This is a genomic window from Pseudoruegeria aquimaris (assembly GCF_900172235.1).
Lineage (GTDB): Bacteria > Pseudomonadota > Alphaproteobacteria > Rhodobacterales > Rhodobacteraceae > Pseudoruegeria > Pseudoruegeria aquimaris.
The window spans coordinates 126,896-142,881 of record NZ_FWFQ01000004.1 but is presented as its reverse complement, the minus strand read 5'-3'; the positions used below and the strand labels follow the sequence as shown (position 1 = coordinate 142,881).

Below are 15,986 nucleotides of genomic sequence, written 5' to 3'. Positions count from 1 at the left end.
CATTTCCCGACTCATCTTCTAGACACAGCCAGACAGAGGGCGGGGGATTCTCCCCGCTGAAACCGCATGACAGATCAGACCCCCGTGAAAGACGCTCCCGCAAAAGCCGTTCCCGCCCTGCCCGACGCCCAGACCGTGACCGAGGTCAAGCACTGGACCGACAGGCTCTTCTCCTTCCGCTGCACGCGGCCGGCCTCGCTGCGCTTCCGCTCCGGCGAATTCGTGATGATCGGCCTGATGGGCGATCCCGACCCCAAGACCGGCAAGCAGAAGCCGCTGCTGCGCGCCTATTCCATCGCCTCCCCCAGCTGGGACGAAGAGCTCGAGTTCTACTCGATCAAGGTGCCCGACGGCCCGCTGACCTCCAAGCTGCAGCACATCAAGCCGGGCGATCAGATCATCCTGCGCCCCAAACCCGTGGGCACGCTGGTCCATGACGCGCTGCTGCCCGGCAAGCGCATCTGGTTCTTCGCCACCGGCACCGGCTTCGCCCCCTTCGCCTCGCTGCTGCGCGATCCGCAGACCTACGAGGATTACGACGAGGTCATCATCACCCACACCTGCCGCGAGGTGGGAGAGCTGGAATACGGCCGCCGGCTGATCGAAGAGATCCGCAACGACGAGCTTCTCGCCGAACTGATCAGCGAAGGCTTCGCCGACAAGATCCGCTACTACCCCACGACGACCCGCGAAGAGAGCCCCAAGATGGGCCGCATCACCGATCTGATGCGCTCCGGCGAAGTCTTCCGCGATCTCGGCGTGGAGCCGATCAACCCCGAAAGCGATCGCGCCATGGTCTGCGGCAACCTCGCCTTCAACCTCGACATCAAGGAGCTGCTCGAAGGCTACGGCCTCGAAGAGGGCGCCAACTCCAAGCCGGCCCATTACGTGGTGGAAAAGGCCTTCCTCGACTGAGCCCCTTCCTCTCGCGTCAAATACCTCGGGGGAATCGCGCGCCGGCGCGATGGGGGCAGCGCCCCCACCCGGCCCGGCGGCCAGCCTCGCCCCCAAGACATGAAACCCAGACATGAAAACGCCGCCCGCGGGTCAGCCCCGGGGCGGCGTTTGCATGTCTCATGTGGCCCGACCGATCAGAGCCCCAGCGCGCTCTTCACCTGCTCCAGCGCCGCCTCCAGCAGCGCCGGGTTGCCGGCGGCCTGCTCAACGGTGGATTTCAGAACGTCCTTCTGGCCCTGCTCCAGCGAGGAGGCGTCGATCATCTCGATCACCTTGTCCTTGTCGAAGCCATCGGCCGTGAACAGCGCCGCCGCTTCGCCCATGGCGCTCTCCGCGGCATCCGTCGCCGCCGACCCGGCGTCCGAGGCGCCCTGCGTGGCGGCGTCGATCTGTTCGCTGACGCCTTCGGCCGCCTCCTGCACCGCTTCGCTGGCAGATTGCACCGCCTCCGCCGCCGCGCCGGTGGCCTGGTCGGCCACCTCTTCGGCGGCCGCCTTCACGTCTTCGGCAGCCTGCTGCACCGCCTCACCGGCCTCCTCGATGGCGGCCTCGGCCTCTTTCTTGGCCTCTTCGGTGGCGGCCGCGGCCGCCTCGGCCGCCTTCTCCACGGCCTCCTGCACCGCTTCCTTGGCGTCGCCGGCCGCCTCCTTGGCGTCCTCGACGGCAGCTTCGGCCGGATTCTTCTGCTGGTTCTGCCAGAGGTAATAGCCGCCGGCCCCGGCAACGATCACCAGCAACAATACGAGAATGCTCTTGTTCATGACTCTTTCCTTCAATCGGTCCCGGCGCCCACGTCGGGCCCCTCTGTGAGACTTCCCCGGCTTGTTCGCCCCCCGCGCGTCGCGCCACAAGGGGAAAATCCCGCCCTCCGGCCCCCCGCAAGGGCAGGAAATCCGGTTGAAAGCCGGGCCTTCGGCCTATATTTTCTCCGCGAAAGAGTCATTATTCAAGGAACACGACCATAGCCCGCAGACCTCACAACGCCCCGCCCACTCGCGACACAGGCCCCCGCGTCAACGAACGCATCCGAGCGCCTGAGATTCGCCTGATCGGCGCGGACGGCGAAAACATCGGTGTCGTCCACCCCGCCAAGGCCATGGACCTCGCAGCTGAAGCCGGTCTGGACCTCGTCGAAATCTCCCCCAATGCGACCCCTCCGGTCTGCAAGATCATGGATTTCGGCAAGTTCAAATACGAGCAGCAGAAGCGCGAGAGCGAAGCGCGCAAGAAGCAGAAGACGATCGAGGTCAAGGAAGTCAAATTCCGGCCCAACACCGATACGCATGACTACGAAGTCAAGATGCGCAACGTGTTGAAATTCCTGAACAACGGCGACAAGGTCAAGGTCTCGCTCCGCTTCCGCGGCCGCGAGATGGCCCACCAGAACCTGGGCCGCGCCCTGCTCGAGCGCGTCGCCGAAGACGTGAAGGAGATCGGCAAGGTCGAGAACATGCCGAAGATGGAAGGCCGCCAGATGATCATGATGATCGGCCCCATCAGCAAGTAAGCCGCCGGCACCCGGCACGAGAAAACCCCGCCAAACGGCGGGGTTTTTTCATGGACCGGGGCGGCCCGCCGTGCGCTGGCCGTCACAGGAGCCCCCGCCGCGGGATCAGCCCGCAGCCGCGGCCACGGCGCGCGCCGTCATCACCTTCACGAGGTGGGCGCGATAGGCCTTGCTGCCGTGCAGATCCTCGATCATGCCGTCGGCGGAGACGCTCAGATCCATCAGCGCATCGGGGCGGAACTCGTGGCTCAGCGCGGTTTCCGCCTCGCTCCAGCGGAACACGCCCTCCTCCCCGGCTCCCGTGATCGCCACGCGCACGCCGTCCGCGAACTTCGCCACGAAGGCCCCGGTGAGCGCGAAGCGCGAGGCCGGCTGCAGGAATTTCTGGTAGCTCGCCGCCTCCGGCACCGGGAAGCGCACTTCCACGATGATCTCGCCTTCTTCCAGTGCGGTGCCGAACATGCCGTCGAAATAATCGTCCGCCGCGATCGAGCGCGCGTTGGTCACGATCGTCGCCCCCGAAGCCAGAACCGCCGCCGGGTAGCAGGCGGCCGGATCGTTGTTGGCCAGCGAGCCGCCGATGGTGCCCCGGTTGCGCACCGCCGGATCGCCGATCTGCCCCGCAAGGGCCGCCAGCGCCGGATAGGCCGCCGCCGCCTCCCGCGCCACCACCGCGTGGGGCGTGGCGCCACCGATGCAGAGCGCGCCGTCATCGGCCACGCAGACCCCCTGCATCTCGGCGATCCCCGAAAGGCTCACCAGCTTGGCCGGCGCGGCCAGACGCTGCTTGAGCGTGGGGATCAGCGTCTGCCCACCCCCCAGCGCCTGCGCCTCGTCGCTGCCAAGCGCCGCAACCGCATCCGCAATCGTCGTCGGTCTCTCGATATCGAAACTGTACATTCTTCTCTCTCCTCAAAGCGAAAGGCCTCGTTTCCTCTCGCTCCAAATACCTCGGGGGGTCCGGGGGGCGGGCCCCCCGGCCTCTCCACTCATCCCATGCTCAGCCGTTCATCGCCGCCCAGACCCGGGCCGGCGTCAGCGGCATGTCGATGTGGCTGACATCCTTGCCGGCCCGCTGCAGCGCGTCGATCACCGCGTTCACCACTGCCGGCGGCGAGCCGATGGCCCCGGCCTCGCCGCAGCCCTTCACCCCGAGCGGGTTGTGGGTGCAGGGCGTCTGGCAGGAGTGATCCACCACGTAGAAGGGCACGTCATCGGCGCGCGGCATGGCGTAATCCATGTAGCTGCCGCTCAGAAGCTGGCCGTTCTCATCGTAGACGGCGTTTTCCAGCAGCGCCTGGCCGATGCCCTGGCCGATGCCGCCATGCACCTGGCCATCCACGATCATCGGGTTGATGATGTTGCCGAAATCATCGGCCGCGGCGAAGGAGCAGATCGTCACCTTGCCCGTTTCCGGGTCCACCTCCACTTCGCAGGCATAGGCGCCCGCCGGGTAGGTGAAGTTGGCCGGATCGTAGAAGGCGGTTTCCTCCAGCCCCGGCTCGATCTCCTCCAGCGGGTAGTTGTGCGGCACGTAGGCGGCCAGCGTCACATCCCCCCAGGCCACGGATTTGTCGGTACCGGCGACGGTGAACTGGCCGTCCTTCAGCTCGATGTCCGCCTCGCTGGCTTCCATCAGGTGGGCGGCGATCTTCTTGGCCTTGTTGATGATCTTCTCCGTGGCCCGCACCATGGCGGAGCCGCAGACGGCGATGGAGCGCGAACCGTAGGTGCCCATGCCGAAGGGAATCTTCGAGGAATCCCCGTGTACGATCTCCACCTGCGAAGGATCGATGCCGATCATCTCGGCCACCACCTGCGGGAAGGAGGTCTCGTGCCCCTGCCCGTGGCTGTGGGCGCCCACCATCACCGAGATGGAGCCGGTGGCGTTCACCCGAACCGTGGCGGCGTCATAGAGCCCCGCCCGCGCGCCGAGCTGGCCCACGAGGTTGGAGGGCGCGATGCCGCAGGCTTCGATGTAGCAGTTCACGCCCAGCCCGCGCAGCTTGCCGTCGTCCTGGCTTTTCTCCCAACGATCCGCGAAGCCCGCGATGTCGGCGATCTCTTCGAGCTTGTCCATCGTCGCCACGTAGTCGCCGGTGTCATATTCCACCGCCACCGGCGTAGCGTAGGGGAACTCGGTGACGAAGTTCTTCCGGCGCAGCGCGATCGGGTCCATGCCCAACTCGCGCGCGGCCTTGTCGATCACGCGCTCCAGCTGGTAGGTCGCCTCGGGCCGCCCGGCGCCGCGGTAGGCGTCCACCGGCACGGTGTTGGTGAACACCGCCTTCACGTTCACGTAGATCAGCGGCGTCTTGTAGTTGCCCGCCATCAGCGTGCCGTGCAGCCAGGTGGGCACGGAGGGCGCGAAGGTCGAGAGGTAGGCCCCCATGTTCGCGAGCGTTTCCGTGCGCAGGGCAAGGAAGTTGCCCTCTTCATCCAGCGCCAGTTCGATCTTCGTCACGTGGTCGCGCCCATGGGCGTCGGTGATGAAGGCTTCCGAGCGGCTGGCCGTCCATTTCACCGGGCGGTTGCAGGCCTTGGCGGCGAAGGTGCAGAAGGCTTCCTCGGCGTAGTGGAAGATCTTGGAGCCGAAGCCCCCGCCCACGTCCGGCGCGACGACGCGCAGCTTGTGCTCGGGGATGCCCAGCACGAAGGCGCCCATCAGCAGGCGGATGACATGGGGGTTCTGACTCGTGGTGTAGAGCGTGTGCTCGTCGGTGGCGCGGTTGTAGTCGCCCACCGCCACGCGCGGCTCCATCGGGTTGGCCACGAGCCGGTTGTTCACAAGCTCCAGCGTGGTGACATGATGCGCGCCCTTGATGGCCGCATCCACCGCCTCGCGGTTGTCCTCCACGAAACCCCAGTCATAGCAGAGGTTGCTCTTCAGATCGTCGTGGACCTTGGTCGCGCCCTCGGCCAGCGCGGCGCGCATGTCCACCACGGCCGGCAGCTCGGTGATGTCCACGACGATCGCCTCGGCCGCGTCGCGGGCCTGTTCGGGCGTCTCCGCCACCACGGCGGCGATCGGATCGCCCACGTGGCGCACCTTGCCCTGGGCCAGCACCGGGTGCGCGGGCTCCTGCATCGGCTCGCCGAAGCGATCGGTCACCTGCCAGCCGCAGGGCAATCCGCCGATGCCTTCGAAATCGGCGCCGGTGAAGATCCGCACCACGCCCGGCATCGCGGCGGCGGCCGCGGTGTCGATGGCGTTGATCCTGCCATGCGCCATGTCGGAGCGCAGGAAGTGCACGTAGGCCTGGCCGGCGATGTTGATGTCGTCGGTGTAGTTGCCCTGCCCGGTCAGGAACCGGACGTCTTCGCGCCGCTTGGTGCTGGCGCCAATGCCTCCATCTTTCGGCATCTGGAATTCCTCCCTAAAAAGGCGCGCCGCTCTGCGGGCCGGGGCTCCTCCTTCCCCGGTGCCGCGGGCGCGCCGCATCCATTGAAATCACTCGGCGGCGATGCCCGAGACGTCCTGACCGGACGCGGCGAGGATCGCCTTGACGATGTTGTGGTAGCCGGTGCAGCGGCAGATGTTGCCTTCCAGGTAATGGCGCACCTCGGCCTCGGTAGGCGTCGGGTTTTCCTCCAGCAGCGCGGCGGCGCTCATCACCATGCCCGGCGTGCAGAAGCCGCATTGCAGCCCGTGGTGATCCTGGAAGGCCTGCTGGATCGCGTTCAGCGTGCCGTCGGGCGCGGCCATGCCTTCGATCGTCGTCACCTCGGCGCCTTCCGCCTCGGCGGCGAACATGGTGCAGGATTTCACCGCCTTGCCGTCCACATGGACGACGCAGGCGCCGCATTGCGAGGTGTCGCAGCCGACGTGGGTGCCGGTCAGCCCCAGCCCTTCGCGCAGGTAGCTTGAAAGCAGCGTGCGGCCCTCCGCCTCGGCGGAGACGGCCTTTCCGTTCACGGTCATCGAGACCTTTGGCATGAAAAATTCCTCCCAGAAAATTCATTTGGCTGGCGGCAGTAAAGCATGGGGAGAACGGTTTGAGAACCGTTTCTATTCAGAGTGGTAACATGGGACGGTTTAGAGGCTGTGCAGAAGCGAAAGCCGGGTATTGCCCGTCCACGGGTGGGCGAGAATCGCCCGCCCGAGGGGGCGGACGGGCGATGCCCGGCGGTTCCCGCCGGGCGAACCGTTTTTTTCTATTTCCGCTCGCGCGGCTGCGGGCGGCTGGGGATTTCCTTCAGAAGCCCCCCCACGCCCATGCGCGCGATGTCGGCGCTGGTTACCGGCACGCCGCACAGAAGCCGCTCCATCACCCAATCCGCGCCGTTCATCACCGGCGAGCGCACGCAGCCCGGCAGGCCCACGACGGGGCGCCCGGCAAGATCGCCGAGGAACAGCAGGTTGCCCGGATCCACCGGCATCCCGAAGCGCTCCACCTGCCCGCCGGCCTGCCGCAGCCCTTCCGGGGCCACGTCGTGGGGGTCGGAGGTGGCCGAGGCGGTGAGGATGAAGAGGCTCTCGCCGCTCGCGCCGCGCAGGGCCTCCGCGATCGCCTGCGTGGCATGGGCCGCCGGGATCACCTCGGACAGCTCCACGTCCAGTGCCGAAAGCCGGGCGCGGATCGCCTCAACCCCCTTCTGCTCCGCCGCCGCCTGCCCCGGCGTGGTCTCGGAGACGATCAGGCTCGCCGTCTTGTAGGCCGGGGGCCGCAGGCGCAGGGCGGCGATGGATTGCAGCGCGGCCTGCCGCAGCGCCTTCTCCGGCACCGCGTAGGAGATGATCTTGACCGTGGCCACCATGCCGCCTTCGCGCATCCGCGCCCAGGGCGCGACCGTGGCCACCGAGATCATCGGGTCCACGGCATTGGCCCGGTGAATGGAGGCCTCGTCGATTTCGGCCACGCCGTTCTGCGTGGCGTAGATGTTCACGCGGCCCGTAAAAGGCTTGGCCAGCCGCAGCCGTGCGGCCTCCGGGTCCGGCACCAGGGCGGCGGCGAGGCGCTCTGCGGCGGCGTCCTCGTGCAGATCGCCGGGCTCCAGCCGCGCCACCGTGATCTCCTCGTGGCCCGCTGCCGCGAGCTCTGCGATGTCCTCGGCAGTGAGCACCCCCCCCTTGCGCAGGCGGCGCGTGGCTCCGGCAAGCGAATGCGACAGGATCGCGCCCTCGGCCTCGGACAGGGGAACGGGGCCGAACTTCATGGCACCTTCCTCAGGCGGGCGGTGATCTCGGCCATGATCGAGATGGCGATCTCGGCGGGGGATTTCGCGCCGATGTCGAGCCCCACCGGGGCATGGATGCGGGCGATCTGGGCCTCGGTGAAACCCGCCTCGGTGAGCCGCGCCACGCGCTTTGCGTGGGTGCGGGTGGAGCCGAGGCACCCCAAGTAGAACACGTCGGATGCCAGCGCCACGCGAATGGCCGGATCGTCGAGCTTGGGATCGTGGGTGAGCGTCACCACGGCGGTGCGCGCGTCGAGCCCGTGTTCGTTGAGCGCCGCGTCGGGCCAGTCATCGAGAATGGTTTCGCCGGGGAAGCGGGATTCGGCCCCGAAGGCCGGGCGCGGATCCACCAGGACCGCGTCATAGCCTGCAAGCCGCGCCATCACCATCAGCGGCTGGGCGATATGCACCGCGCCGACCACGACCATGCGCAGGGGCGGGTTGTGGATAGCGAGGAAGACCTCCTCCTCAAACCCCGATCTATCCGAGCGGAAGCGCGCCGCGATCGCTTCGCCGAGTTCGGAATCTTCGGCATCGGCGAGCCGACGCTCCCACCTCTGCGTGTCCACCACGCAGGCCACCGGTCGGCGCGCGGCGCGGGCCGCGACCAGATCCGCCAGAAGGCTTTCGGGCAGGGCCGCGCCCACCGGCTCCACCATCACCCGGATGCGCCCGCCGCAGGCGAGCCCCACGGCGAAGGCCTCGTCATCGCTGACGCCATATTCCAGCATGAGGGTTTCGCCGCTTTCCAGCGCTTCCAGCGCTTCAATGACCACCGCGCCTTCCACGCAACCACCCGACACCGAGCCCGCGATCTCCCCCTCGCCGCTGATCGCCAGCTGGCTGCCCACGGGCCGGGGTGCGCTGCCCCATGTTTCCACCACCGTGGCCAAGGCAGCGCGGCGGCCCTCGCGGTGCCAGCGCAGGGCGGTTTCGGGGATGTCGTCGAAGCTTTGAGGGGATGTCATCGTGATGTGCCTTCCATTACGCGCCGCTTTGCAGAAGGGCCATCAGGCGCGCCTTTTCGCCCGTATCATCGCTGCGCGAGAGCGCTTCGCCAAGGGCCTGAAGCGAGGCGATGTTGTGCCCGGCGCGAAAACTGTCCACCCGCGGCAGCATGGCGGCGATCCCCTGCGCCCGCGGCGCGAAGCCCTCCCAGCGCAGCAGCGGGTTGAGCCAGATCAGCCGCCGCGCCGAAAGCTGCAGCCGCTCCATCTCCTTCGCCAATGCTTCAGGGTCGTCGCGATCCAACCCATCGGTGATCAGCAACACCACCGCGCCCTGCCCCATCACCCGGCGGGACCAATCGCGGTTGAAGTCGTGCAGGCAGGCCCCGATGCGGGTGCCGCCCTCCCAATCCTGCGCCTCCGCGCCGGCGGCCCGCAGCGCGGCGTCCACGTCGCGCTGATCGAGGTGGCGGGTGATGTTGGTGAGCCGCGTGCCGAAGGTGAAGGCATGGACCTTGGCCCAGCCCGCGCCCTTCTGGTTCGACACCGCATGCAGGAAATGCAGCACCGCGCGGGAGTAGGACGACATGCTGCCGGAAATATCGCAGAGCACCACGAGATTGGGCCAGCGGATGCGCGGTTCCTTCAGCGAGAGCCGCTGGATCTCCCCGCCCCGGCGCATCGCCTGCCGCATGGTGCCGCGCCAATCGGCCCGCCGCCCGTGCAGGGCGCTTTGCGTGCGGCGTGAACGGATCGGCTGCACCGGCAGCGTGAGCCGGGCGATCATGCGCCGGGCCTCGGCCATCTCGGCGGTGGACATCTGCTCGAAATCCAGCGTGCGCAAACGCTCCCGCGGCGACATCGTCATCGTGGCGTCGATCTCGATCTCTTCGCCGGCCTCCTGTTCAGGCGCCTCGGCCTCGGGCTGCATCCCGTCCAGCAGCGCCTCGGCGGCGCGTTTCTCGGCGGAACGCGCCACGCGCTCTTCCTGCACGCCCCGGATGGCGGGCAGCATCATGGCCATCATGTGCTCCATGAAGCGCGGATCGCGCCAGAACAGCCGGAAGACCTGCGCAAACGTGGCGCGGTGTTCGGGGCGGGAGACGAAACAGGCATGCAGCACCCAGTAGAAATCGCGCTTGTCGGTGAAGCCGGCCGCCTCCACCGCGCGGATCGCATCCACCGTGCGCCCGGGGCCGACGGGCAGGCCCGCCTTGCGCAGCGCGCGCGCGAACCAGAGGATGTTTTCCGCCAGCCGCCCCTCCTCGGGGATTTCGAGCGGGATCTGCTCGGCCATGGCTTTAGGCAGGTTCCAAGGCGGCGCGGGTTTCCTCCAGCAGCCGCTTGGCCTCGAAGCCTTGCAGCTTCTGGATGTCGTCCTGGTATTTCAGGATCGCGCCCAGCGTGTCGGCGATCACCTCGGGGCTGAGCGAGATCACGTCCAGCGCCAGAAGGCATTTGGCCCAGTCGATGGTTTCGGCCACGCCCGGCTTCTTGAAAAGATCCTCGGTGCGCAGGCGCTGCACGAAGGCGACGATCTCGCGGCTTAAGGATTCGGTCGCCTCCGGCGCGCGGGCCTTCAGGATCGCCAGTTCGCGCTCGAAATCGGGGTAGTCCACCCAATGATAGAGGCAGCGGCGCTTGAGCGCGTCATGCACTTCGCGGGTGCGGTTGGAGGTGAGGATGACGATGGGCGGCTCCTTCGCCGCGATGGTGCCAAGCTCGGGGATCGTGACCTGGAAATCCGAAAGCGCCTCCAGCAGGAAGGCCTCGAATGGCTCGTCGGTGCGGTCCAGCTCGTCGATCAGCAGCACGGGCGCGCCGCCCTCCTGCGGCTGCATCGCCTGCAGGAGCGGGCGCTCGATCAGGTAGTCGGGCGAGAAAAGCTCCGATTGCAGTGCCTGCCGATCCGCCCCCCCGGCGGCCTCCGCGGTGCGGATCGCCACCATCTGGGCCGGGAAGTTCCACTCGTAGACGGCGCTGGCCGCATCCAGCCCCTCGTAGCATTGCAGCCGGATCAGCCTGCGCCCGAGCGCGGCGGAGAGCGCCTTGGCGATCTCGGTCTTGCCCACGCCGGCTTCGCCCTCAAGAAACAGCGGCCGCCCGAGCCTGAGCGACAGGAACGTGACCGTGGCCAGATCCCGCCCGCAGACGTAGCCTTGCGCGCCAAGCGCGGCCTGAACCGCGTCGATGGATGAAATATCTGCCGCCATGACTGCCTCCTCACCGCTCATAGCTGCACTTCGCCCCGCTCACGTCAAGCGCGCAGGCCACCATTGCGTGCCCGCAATCCAGCCGCTACCCCTATGGAAAGCCAACAGGAACCGGAACATTCGCCGCCGTGCGCACCCTGATCGTCACCACCGTCCGCGACGAAGGCCCCTTCCTTCTGGACTGGATCGCCCATCACCGCGCCGCCGGGGTGAGCGATTTCCTGATCTACAGCAACGACTGCACCGACGGCACCGAGGCGCTGCTTGATGCCCTTGGGGCGCAGGCGGGCGTCGTGCATGTGCCGCAGGTGGCGGCGGGCAAGAAAACGCCCCAGTGGCAGGCGCTCAAGGCGGCCTGGGAGCACCCGCTGCGCACATCGGCGGACTGGATCCTCGTCTCCGACTGCGATGAATACCTCAGCCTCGCCGCACCGCTGCAAAGCATCGCCGATCTGGTGAAAGCCTGCCCCGCGGGCACCGATGCCATCGCCCTGCCGTGGCGTTTCTTCGGCAACAACGGCGTGCGGCGTTTCGAGGACAGGCCGGTAACCGAGCAGTTCACGCGCGCCGCGCCCGAGCCCTGCCCCTTCCCGCTCAACGCCACCTACTTCAAGACGCTCCTGCGCAATGCGCCCAAGGTGCAGAAGCTGGGCGTGCACCGTCCGAAATTCCGCAAGGCCGCGCAGCACGATGCGCCGCTCTGGTGCGACGGCGGCGGCCGGCCCCTGCCCGATCACTACGCCCGCGCCGAAAGCCGGATCTCGCTGCATCCGCTGGCGGGTGCGGGTGATCTGGCCCGCCTCAACCACTATTCCCTGCGCTCGGCGGAGAGCTTCCTCGTGAAACGCGCGCGCGGCCTGCCCAACCACACCGATCGCGAGATCGATCTCGCCTATTGGGTTGAGCGCAATTTCAACACCGAGGAAGACAGCCGCATCGCGCGCATGGCACCCGCCGCCGCGCAGGAGCGCGCACGCCTCGCCGCCCTGCCGGGCGTGGCCACCGCCCATGCCGCCTGCGTCGCCGCCCACCGCGCCCGCATCGACGCCCTGCTGCAAACCCAGGACACCATCTACTTCTACTCGCGCCTGCTGCTGGCGCCCGATACGCCCGTCCTGCCGCGGCAGGATGCCGAATCGATCTAGGGTCTGCACCGCCGCGCCCTGGCGCTGGCACGGGAGGCCGGACGCAAACCGCCGCCGCTTCACGGGGGGGCTGCGCGCGAAGGCGGCGACGGATCCGCCTGATTGCACCGCGCCGCCGGCCTTTTCCGCCAAGCTTGACGCCGTTGTTTCCCGGCGCGAAACATCGACACGAGAAATGGCGGCGCGCTTCCCAATTTCGCCGCATTGCGTGCTACCCTTGGAACCGTGCAGATTTTTCAAGTGTTGGGGTTTTACGAGTGCAGGGTTTTGGACCTATGGACGACAATGACGTGACGAAGAGTGAAGATCTTTCGCTCGCCGACCGCGAGGCGTGGCTCGACCGCCTCGACGACATCGGCGAGGAGCGCGGCTATTTCCAGCCGCTCGGGCCGAAGCATTCCGCGATTCTGACCGATGAATCGCCGACGCTTCTGGTGACGTTCGAAACCATCGACTCCATCGCCCGCACGTCACCGGACGCGCTGCCGCTGGGCTTTCACCTCGTGGAGGGCACGGACTGGTCGCAGCTCTGCGTCCTCGCCCACGAGGAAACCTGGTTCCGCGACCGCTACGTCTACGGCTATTTCGACCGGCTGGTGGACGATGGCTTCTTCGAGGATTTCGACCGCGTGATCTTCTACGGCGCCGGTGCCTGCGGCTACGCGGCGGCGGCCTTCTCGGTGGCCGCGCCCGGCGCGCGGGTGATCGCGGTGCAGCCCCAGGCGACGCTGGACCCGGGCGTCACGGCCTGGGACACCCGCCACCGGGCGCAGCGGCGGCTGTCGTTCTGCGATCGCTACGGCTACGCGCCGGAAATGGTGGATGCCGCCGAAAAGGCCTTCATCCTGCACGATCCGGCACAACCCTTCGACGCCATGCACGCCGCGCTCTTCACCCGCCCGCACGTGCGCCAGATCCGCTGCCGCCACCTCGGGCCGGACGTGCAGGACAGCCTGCTGGCGATGGACGTGCTGAAACCGCTCATCCACGCGGCGGCCGAAGAGGAATTCGACGCCGAGGACATCCACCGTCTGCTGCGCGCGCGCCGCTCCCACGGCCCCTACCTCGAACGGCTCACCGAGGTGGCGCGGCGCACCGACAAGCCGCTGTTGACGGCTTATTCGGCGGAAGCGCTGAAACGGGCCACCGGCACGGCGGGCAGCGTGCAGAAGCATTACCGCTGGGCGCGCAACGCGCTGGCCAAATCCGGGCGGGACGTGCCGCATCCGCGCAACGCCTGAGTGCGGCGCGCGACCTGCGCGCTATGCAATCGCGTCACTTCAGTGCGTCACGCCAGCGCTTCAAGCGGGCGGCGGTTCAGAGGCCGCCCTGTTCCTTCAGGAAGGCCACGACCTCGCCCACGCCGCGGCCCGATTTCAGCGCCGCCATCACGAAGGGGCGCGCCCCGCGGGCCGCGCGGGCATCGCTTTCCAGCAGCGCCACGTCCACGCCGACGTAGGGGGCGAGATCCGTCTTGTTGATGATCAGCAGATCCGAGCGCGCCAGCCCGGGCCCCTTCTTGCGCGGGATGTCCTGCCCGGCGGCGGTGTCGATGACGTAGAGCGTCAGATCCGCGAGTTCCGGGCTGAAGGTGGCCGCGAGGTTGTCGCCGCCGCTTTCGATCAGCACCACGTCCAGATCGGGGAATTCCGCGGTCAGCTCGGCCACGGCGGCGAGGTTGATCGAGGCATCCTCCCGGATCGCCGTATGGGGGCAGCCCCCCGTCTCCACGCCGCGGATGCGCTCCAGCGGCAGGGCCTGCGCGCGCATCAGGTATTCGGCATCCTCGCGGGTGTAGATGTCATTGGTGATGACCGCCACCGAATACTCCGCCGCCAGCGCCCGGCAAAGCTGCTCGGTGAGCGTCGTCTTGCCGGCGCCCACCGGTCCGCCGATGCCCACGCGCAAAGGCCCGTTCCTGCTCGCCATCCTCATGTTCCTTCCGTCGTCTTCCGGGTGCCGCGCCGCTCAGGATTTGAACAGCCGCACGTCCATCGTTTCATGCCACATCGCCGCCATGTCCGCCCCCGGCACGGCACTGCCGAAGGACAGCGGATCGCGCGTCACCGCGTCCTGCGCCACCGCGTCGATCTCCCCGTGCAGCGCGGCCAGCACCTGCTGGCCCTCCGTCTGCCCCAGCGGGATGAAGCGCACGCCGGCGCTGACGAGATTGGCGGTGAAGGCGTGCAGGTAGAGCGCCGCCACCTGCGCGGCCGGCAGCGACAGCTGCCGCGCGGCGCATCCCACCGCCACGGGCAGCGGCGCCTCGGCAACGGGATGCGGCAGCAGCGCCGAGACCGTCCGGGCGAAGGCCGCCCCCTGCGCGCAGGTCTCTTCGAGCCGCTCCCGGCTCGCGGCCAGCGCGCGGGCCAGATCGGAGAGTTCGGCTTCGTCCCGCCCCGCCATCGCCTGCCCGATCAGCGCCGCATCGACGCGCCCCGCACCGAGGCGCAGGAGCGCCAGCAGCCAGCTTCGCAGGCTGTCGGCGTCGCGCAGGTGGCCGGCGTCGATCGCCTGTTCCAGCCCGTGCGAATAGGCAAAGCCGCCCACCGGGAACGCCGGGGACAGCCATTGGGTGAGTTTCAGAAGATCGGCGTTCATCGCGGCACGGGGCTGTGTGGTGCGTCAGCCGTGGGCGTGATCGGGGGCGTGTTCATGGCCGTGTTCATGGCCGTGGCCGTGAGCGTGGCCGAAGGTGCGGCCGTGCCCGTAGGCGCCGCCCTCGGGCCGGAAGGGCCGCTCCACCGGGCGCACGCTGGCCCCGAGGGTTTCGAGCATCTTCGCCAGCACGTGATCGGCCTGGATCCAAAGGCGGTCCTCGGCGATCTCGCAGGGGGTATGGCGGTTGCCGATGTGCCAGGCGAGCCGGGTGAGATTGCCGCCCCGCACCTCAAGCAGCGCTTCCGGTGCGGCCAGAACTTCGATCAGCCGGCCATCCTCCAGCACGAAGGCGTCACCGGCATCGAGGCTCGCGGTGGCGGGGAAATCGACGAGAAACGCGGTGCCGTCATCGGCCTCCAGCCTGCGGCGGCGCAACAGTCGGCCCTCGTAGGTGAGCGCCACGCGGGCGGCGGGCGGCGTGGCGTGGGGCGGATGGGCGTGGGATTGAGCGACGGGCAGCGGGCTCATGCCGGCCGTCCTGCGTCAAAGCGTGTGGTCATGCGCGTGATCTCCCGCCGTCGTGCCGGCGCGGCGCGCCGGGTCTTTCCTTTGGCGGAACTCTAGGCGGGAAGCCGGATCGAGGGCCAGCGCAAAAGCGCCTGCAGCCCCTGATCGACGCACAGGAATTGGCCGTGTGCTCAAATATACAGCGCGTCGCGGAAGACGTAGCGCGCGATGTCCTCGCGGCGCAGGCCCATCTCGGCCAGTTCGGCGTCGCTCTTGGCGTTCAGCCGCTCAAGCTCGGCAACGCGCGAGCGGCTTTCCGCGGCGCGGAACAGGGCGGCGACGAAGCGCTTCCAAACAGCCGAAAGGCTTTCGGTGACGGAAAAGTTGGTGTGTGTTGCAGTGTGAGCCATGCGGAAACCTCGTATCGGACGTGTTTCCTCCCCTGCCCGCCATTGTGGGCGCTTGTTAGCGCCAACACAACGCACAGCTCGGCAAGGCTGCCTTGCGGCCCGCGCAAGGCTTGCTGCGGGGCGGGCGGCTCAGCGGCCCAGCACGTAGGCGCGGATGTCGCCGCGCTCCAGCCCCATGCGGCCGAGGGTTTCGTCGGACACGCTGTTGAGCAGGTGGATGCGGCGCTCGGCGTCGGCCTCGTCGGCGAAAGCCTCCGCGCGCAGGAAGAAGGCGGAAATGGCGTCGGCGATGACGCCGAAAACGGTGGCGGGCTGGCCGCCCGTGGATGCCTGATCGGTGTTTGCGTAGGCCATGCGGCGCACCTTGCGGTCTCTTCGAATAACTTACGCGGTTATATTTCCGCCCAAAAATGTGGCAACGGCCAGTTTTGCAAGGCTGCCATGTGGGCAGCGCAAGGCTCACGGCGCCACGCCCCGCACCGCCGCACTCGCCCTCGGCCGCACCGCCTTCAGGCGGTGCG

General features: G+C 68.1%; 17 protein-coding genes. 4 read left to right on the top strand and 13 right to left on the bottom strand.

Annotated elements, in window-relative coordinates:
• The first annotated feature begins 66 nt into the window (after positions 1–66).
• Positions 67–915 carry a ferredoxin--NADP reductase gene (locus PSA7680_RS04615; protein ID WP_085867488.1) on the top strand — a complete coding sequence of 283 codons (849 nt, stop codon included), beginning with the start codon at positions 67–69 and terminating at the stop codon, positions 913–915.
• A 176-nt stretch (positions 916–1,091) separates the two neighbouring features.
• Here the strand turns inward: PSA7680_RS04615 and PSA7680_RS04610 are convergent, their stop codons facing one another.
• The gene (locus PSA7680_RS04610; RefSeq protein ID WP_139838552.1) at positions 1,092–1,718 is read right to left on the bottom strand and encodes a hypothetical protein; all 627 of its coding nucleotides are present in this window, start codon (positions 1,716–1,718) and stop codon (positions 1,092–1,094) included.
• Positions 1,719–1,876: 158 nt separating this feature from the next.
• On the opposite strand from PSA7680_RS04610, the gene infC reads away from it, so the two are divergent.
• Positions 1,877–2,464 carry a translation initiation factor IF-3 gene (infC, locus tag PSA7680_RS04600; protein ID WP_442439564.1) on the top strand — a complete coding sequence of 196 codons (588 nt, stop codon included), beginning with the start codon at positions 1,877–1,879 and terminating at the stop codon, positions 2,462–2,464.
• Positions 2,465–2,569: 105 nt separating this feature from the next.
• On the opposite strand, the gene PSA7680_RS04595 is transcribed toward infC, so the two are convergent.
• From PSA7680_RS04595 to PSA7680_RS04565, 7 genes are all read right to left on the bottom strand, one after another.
• Positions 2,570–3,364 (bottom strand): FAD binding domain-containing protein, encoded by a 795-nt coding sequence (locus PSA7680_RS04595; RefSeq protein ID WP_085867484.1) that lies wholly within the window; start codon positions 3,362–3,364, stop codon positions 2,570–2,572.
• Positions 3,365–3,464: 100 nt separating this feature from the next.
• Positions 3,465–5,828: a xanthine dehydrogenase family protein molybdopterin-binding subunit gene (locus PSA7680_RS04590; RefSeq protein ID WP_085867483.1), complete on the bottom strand. Its 2,364-nt coding sequence runs from the start codon at positions 5,826–5,828 to the stop codon at positions 3,465–3,467.
• Positions 5,829–5,915: 87 nt separating this feature from the next.
• The gene (locus PSA7680_RS04585; RefSeq protein ID WP_085867482.1) at positions 5,916–6,401 is read right to left on the bottom strand and encodes a (2Fe-2S)-binding protein; all 486 of its coding nucleotides are present in this window, start codon (positions 6,399–6,401) and stop codon (positions 5,916–5,918) included.
• Positions 6,402–6,619: 218 nt separating this feature from the next.
• The gene (locus tag PSA7680_RS04580) at positions 6,620–7,621 is read right to left on the bottom strand and encodes a molybdopterin-binding protein (protein ID WP_085867481.1); all 1,002 of its coding nucleotides are present in this window, start codon (positions 7,619–7,621) and stop codon (positions 6,620–6,622) included.
• Positions 7,618–8,610, bottom strand: coding sequence for an XdhC family protein (locus PSA7680_RS04575; protein WP_085867480.1), 993 nt, complete (start codon positions 8,608–8,610; stop codon positions 7,618–7,620). The genes PSA7680_RS04580 and PSA7680_RS04575 overlap by 4 nt, the downstream gene beginning before the upstream one ends.
• Before the next feature lie 16 nt (positions 8,611–8,626).
• Positions 8,627–9,886 carry a vWA domain-containing protein gene (locus tag PSA7680_RS04570; protein WP_085867479.1) on the bottom strand — a complete coding sequence of 420 codons (1,260 nt, stop codon included), beginning with the start codon at positions 9,884–9,886 and terminating at the stop codon, positions 8,627–8,629.
• A 4-nt stretch (positions 9,887–9,890) separates the two neighbouring features.
• A complete protein-coding gene (locus tag PSA7680_RS04565) occupies positions 9,891–10,802 on the bottom strand; it encodes an AAA family ATPase (protein ID WP_085867478.1) in 912 nt (303 codons plus the stop codon).
• Between the two features lie 128 nt (positions 10,803–10,930).
• Between PSA7680_RS04565 and PSA7680_RS04560 the strand changes: the two genes are divergently transcribed.
• Positions 10,931–11,947, top strand: a complete 1,017-nt coding sequence (locus PSA7680_RS04560; protein ID WP_176244077.1) for a glycosyltransferase family 2 protein — start codon at positions 10,931–10,933, stop codon at positions 11,945–11,947.
• Between the two features lie 275 nt (positions 11,948–12,222).
• Complete coding sequence (locus PSA7680_RS04555; RefSeq protein WP_085867476.1) at positions 12,223–13,188, top strand: hypothetical protein; 966 nt, start codon at positions 12,223–12,225, stop codon at positions 13,186–13,188.
• Positions 13,189–13,264: 76 nt separating this feature from the next.
• On the opposite strand, the gene ureG is transcribed toward PSA7680_RS04555, so the two are convergent.
• From ureG to PSA7680_RS04530, 5 genes are all read right to left on the bottom strand, one after another.
• Entirely contained in the window at positions 13,265–13,876 is a 612-nt protein-coding gene (gene ureG, locus PSA7680_RS04550; protein ID WP_085867475.1) for an urease accessory protein UreG, read from the bottom strand.
• A 39-nt stretch (positions 13,877–13,915) separates the two neighbouring features.
• On the bottom strand, positions 13,916–14,548 hold the full coding sequence (locus PSA7680_RS04545; RefSeq protein ID WP_085867474.1) for an urease accessory protein UreF: 633 nt from the start codon (positions 14,546–14,548) through the stop codon (positions 13,916–13,918).
• Between the two features lie 24 nt (positions 14,549–14,572).
• On the bottom strand, positions 14,573–15,076 hold the full coding sequence (locus PSA7680_RS04540) for an urease accessory protein UreE (protein ID WP_085867473.1): 504 nt from the start codon (positions 15,074–15,076) through the stop codon (positions 14,573–14,575).
• A gap of 170 nt (positions 15,077–15,246) precedes the next feature.
• Positions 15,247–15,465, bottom strand: a complete 219-nt coding sequence (locus tag PSA7680_RS04535; protein WP_085867472.1) for a hypothetical protein — start codon at positions 15,463–15,465, stop codon at positions 15,247–15,249.
• A gap of 129 nt (positions 15,466–15,594) precedes the next feature.
• Positions 15,595–15,819, bottom strand: a complete 225-nt coding sequence (locus PSA7680_RS04530) for a hypothetical protein (RefSeq protein ID WP_085867471.1) — start codon at positions 15,817–15,819, stop codon at positions 15,595–15,597.
• Between the last annotated feature and the right edge of the window lie 167 nt (positions 15,820–15,986).

Excerpts from the sequence above, each read along its gene's own strand:
- ureG (WP_085867475.1), bottom strand. The coding sequence starts at position 13,876 with ATGGCGAGCAGGAACGGGCCTTTGCGCGTGGGCATCGGCGGACCGGTG.
- PSA7680_RS04530 (WP_085867471.1), bottom strand. The coding sequence starts at position 15,819 with ATGGCCTACGCAAACACCGATCAGGCATCCACGGGCGGCCAGCCCGCC.
- PSA7680_RS04580 (WP_085867481.1), bottom strand. The coding sequence starts at position 7,621 with ATGAAGTTCGGCCCCGTTCCCCTGTCCGAGGCCGAGGGCGCGATCCTG.
- PSA7680_RS04540 (WP_085867473.1), bottom strand. The coding sequence starts at position 15,076 with ATGAGCCCGCTGCCCGTCGCTCAATCCCACGCCCATCCGCCCCACGCC.
- PSA7680_RS04575 (WP_085867480.1), bottom strand. The coding sequence starts at position 8,610 with ATGACATCCCCTCAAAGCTTCGACGACATCCCCGAAACCGCCCTGCGC.
- PSA7680_RS04595 (WP_085867484.1), bottom strand. The coding sequence starts at position 3,364 with ATGTACAGTTTCGATATCGAGAGACCGACGACGATTGCGGATGCGGTT.
- PSA7680_RS04590 (WP_085867483.1), bottom strand. The coding sequence starts at position 5,828 with ATGCCGAAAGATGGAGGCATTGGCGCCAGCACCAAGCGGCGCGAAGAC.
- PSA7680_RS04570 (WP_085867479.1), bottom strand. The coding sequence starts at position 9,886 with ATGGCCGAGCAGATCCCGCTCGAAATCCCCGAGGAGGGGCGGCTGGCG.
- PSA7680_RS04610 (WP_139838552.1), bottom strand. The coding sequence starts at position 1,718 with ATGAACAAGAGCATTCTCGTATTGTTGCTGGTGATCGTTGCCGGGGCC.
- PSA7680_RS04545 (WP_085867474.1), bottom strand. The coding sequence starts at position 14,548 with ATGAACGCCGATCTTCTGAAACTCACCCAATGGCTGTCCCCGGCGTTC.
- PSA7680_RS04565 (WP_085867478.1), bottom strand. The coding sequence starts at position 10,802 with ATGGCGGCAGATATTTCATCCATCGACGCGGTTCAGGCCGCGCTTGGC.
- PSA7680_RS04615 (WP_085867488.1), top strand. The coding sequence starts at position 67 with ATGACAGATCAGACCCCCGTGAAAGACGCTCCCGCAAAAGCCGTTCCC.
- PSA7680_RS04585 (WP_085867482.1), bottom strand. The coding sequence starts at position 6,401 with ATGCCAAAGGTCTCGATGACCGTGAACGGAAAGGCCGTCTCCGCCGAG.
- PSA7680_RS04555 (WP_085867476.1), top strand. The coding sequence starts at position 12,223 with ATGGACGACAATGACGTGACGAAGAGTGAAGATCTTTCGCTCGCCGAC.
- PSA7680_RS04535 (WP_085867472.1), bottom strand. The coding sequence starts at position 15,465 with ATGGCTCACACTGCAACACACACCAACTTTTCCGTCACCGAAAGCCTT.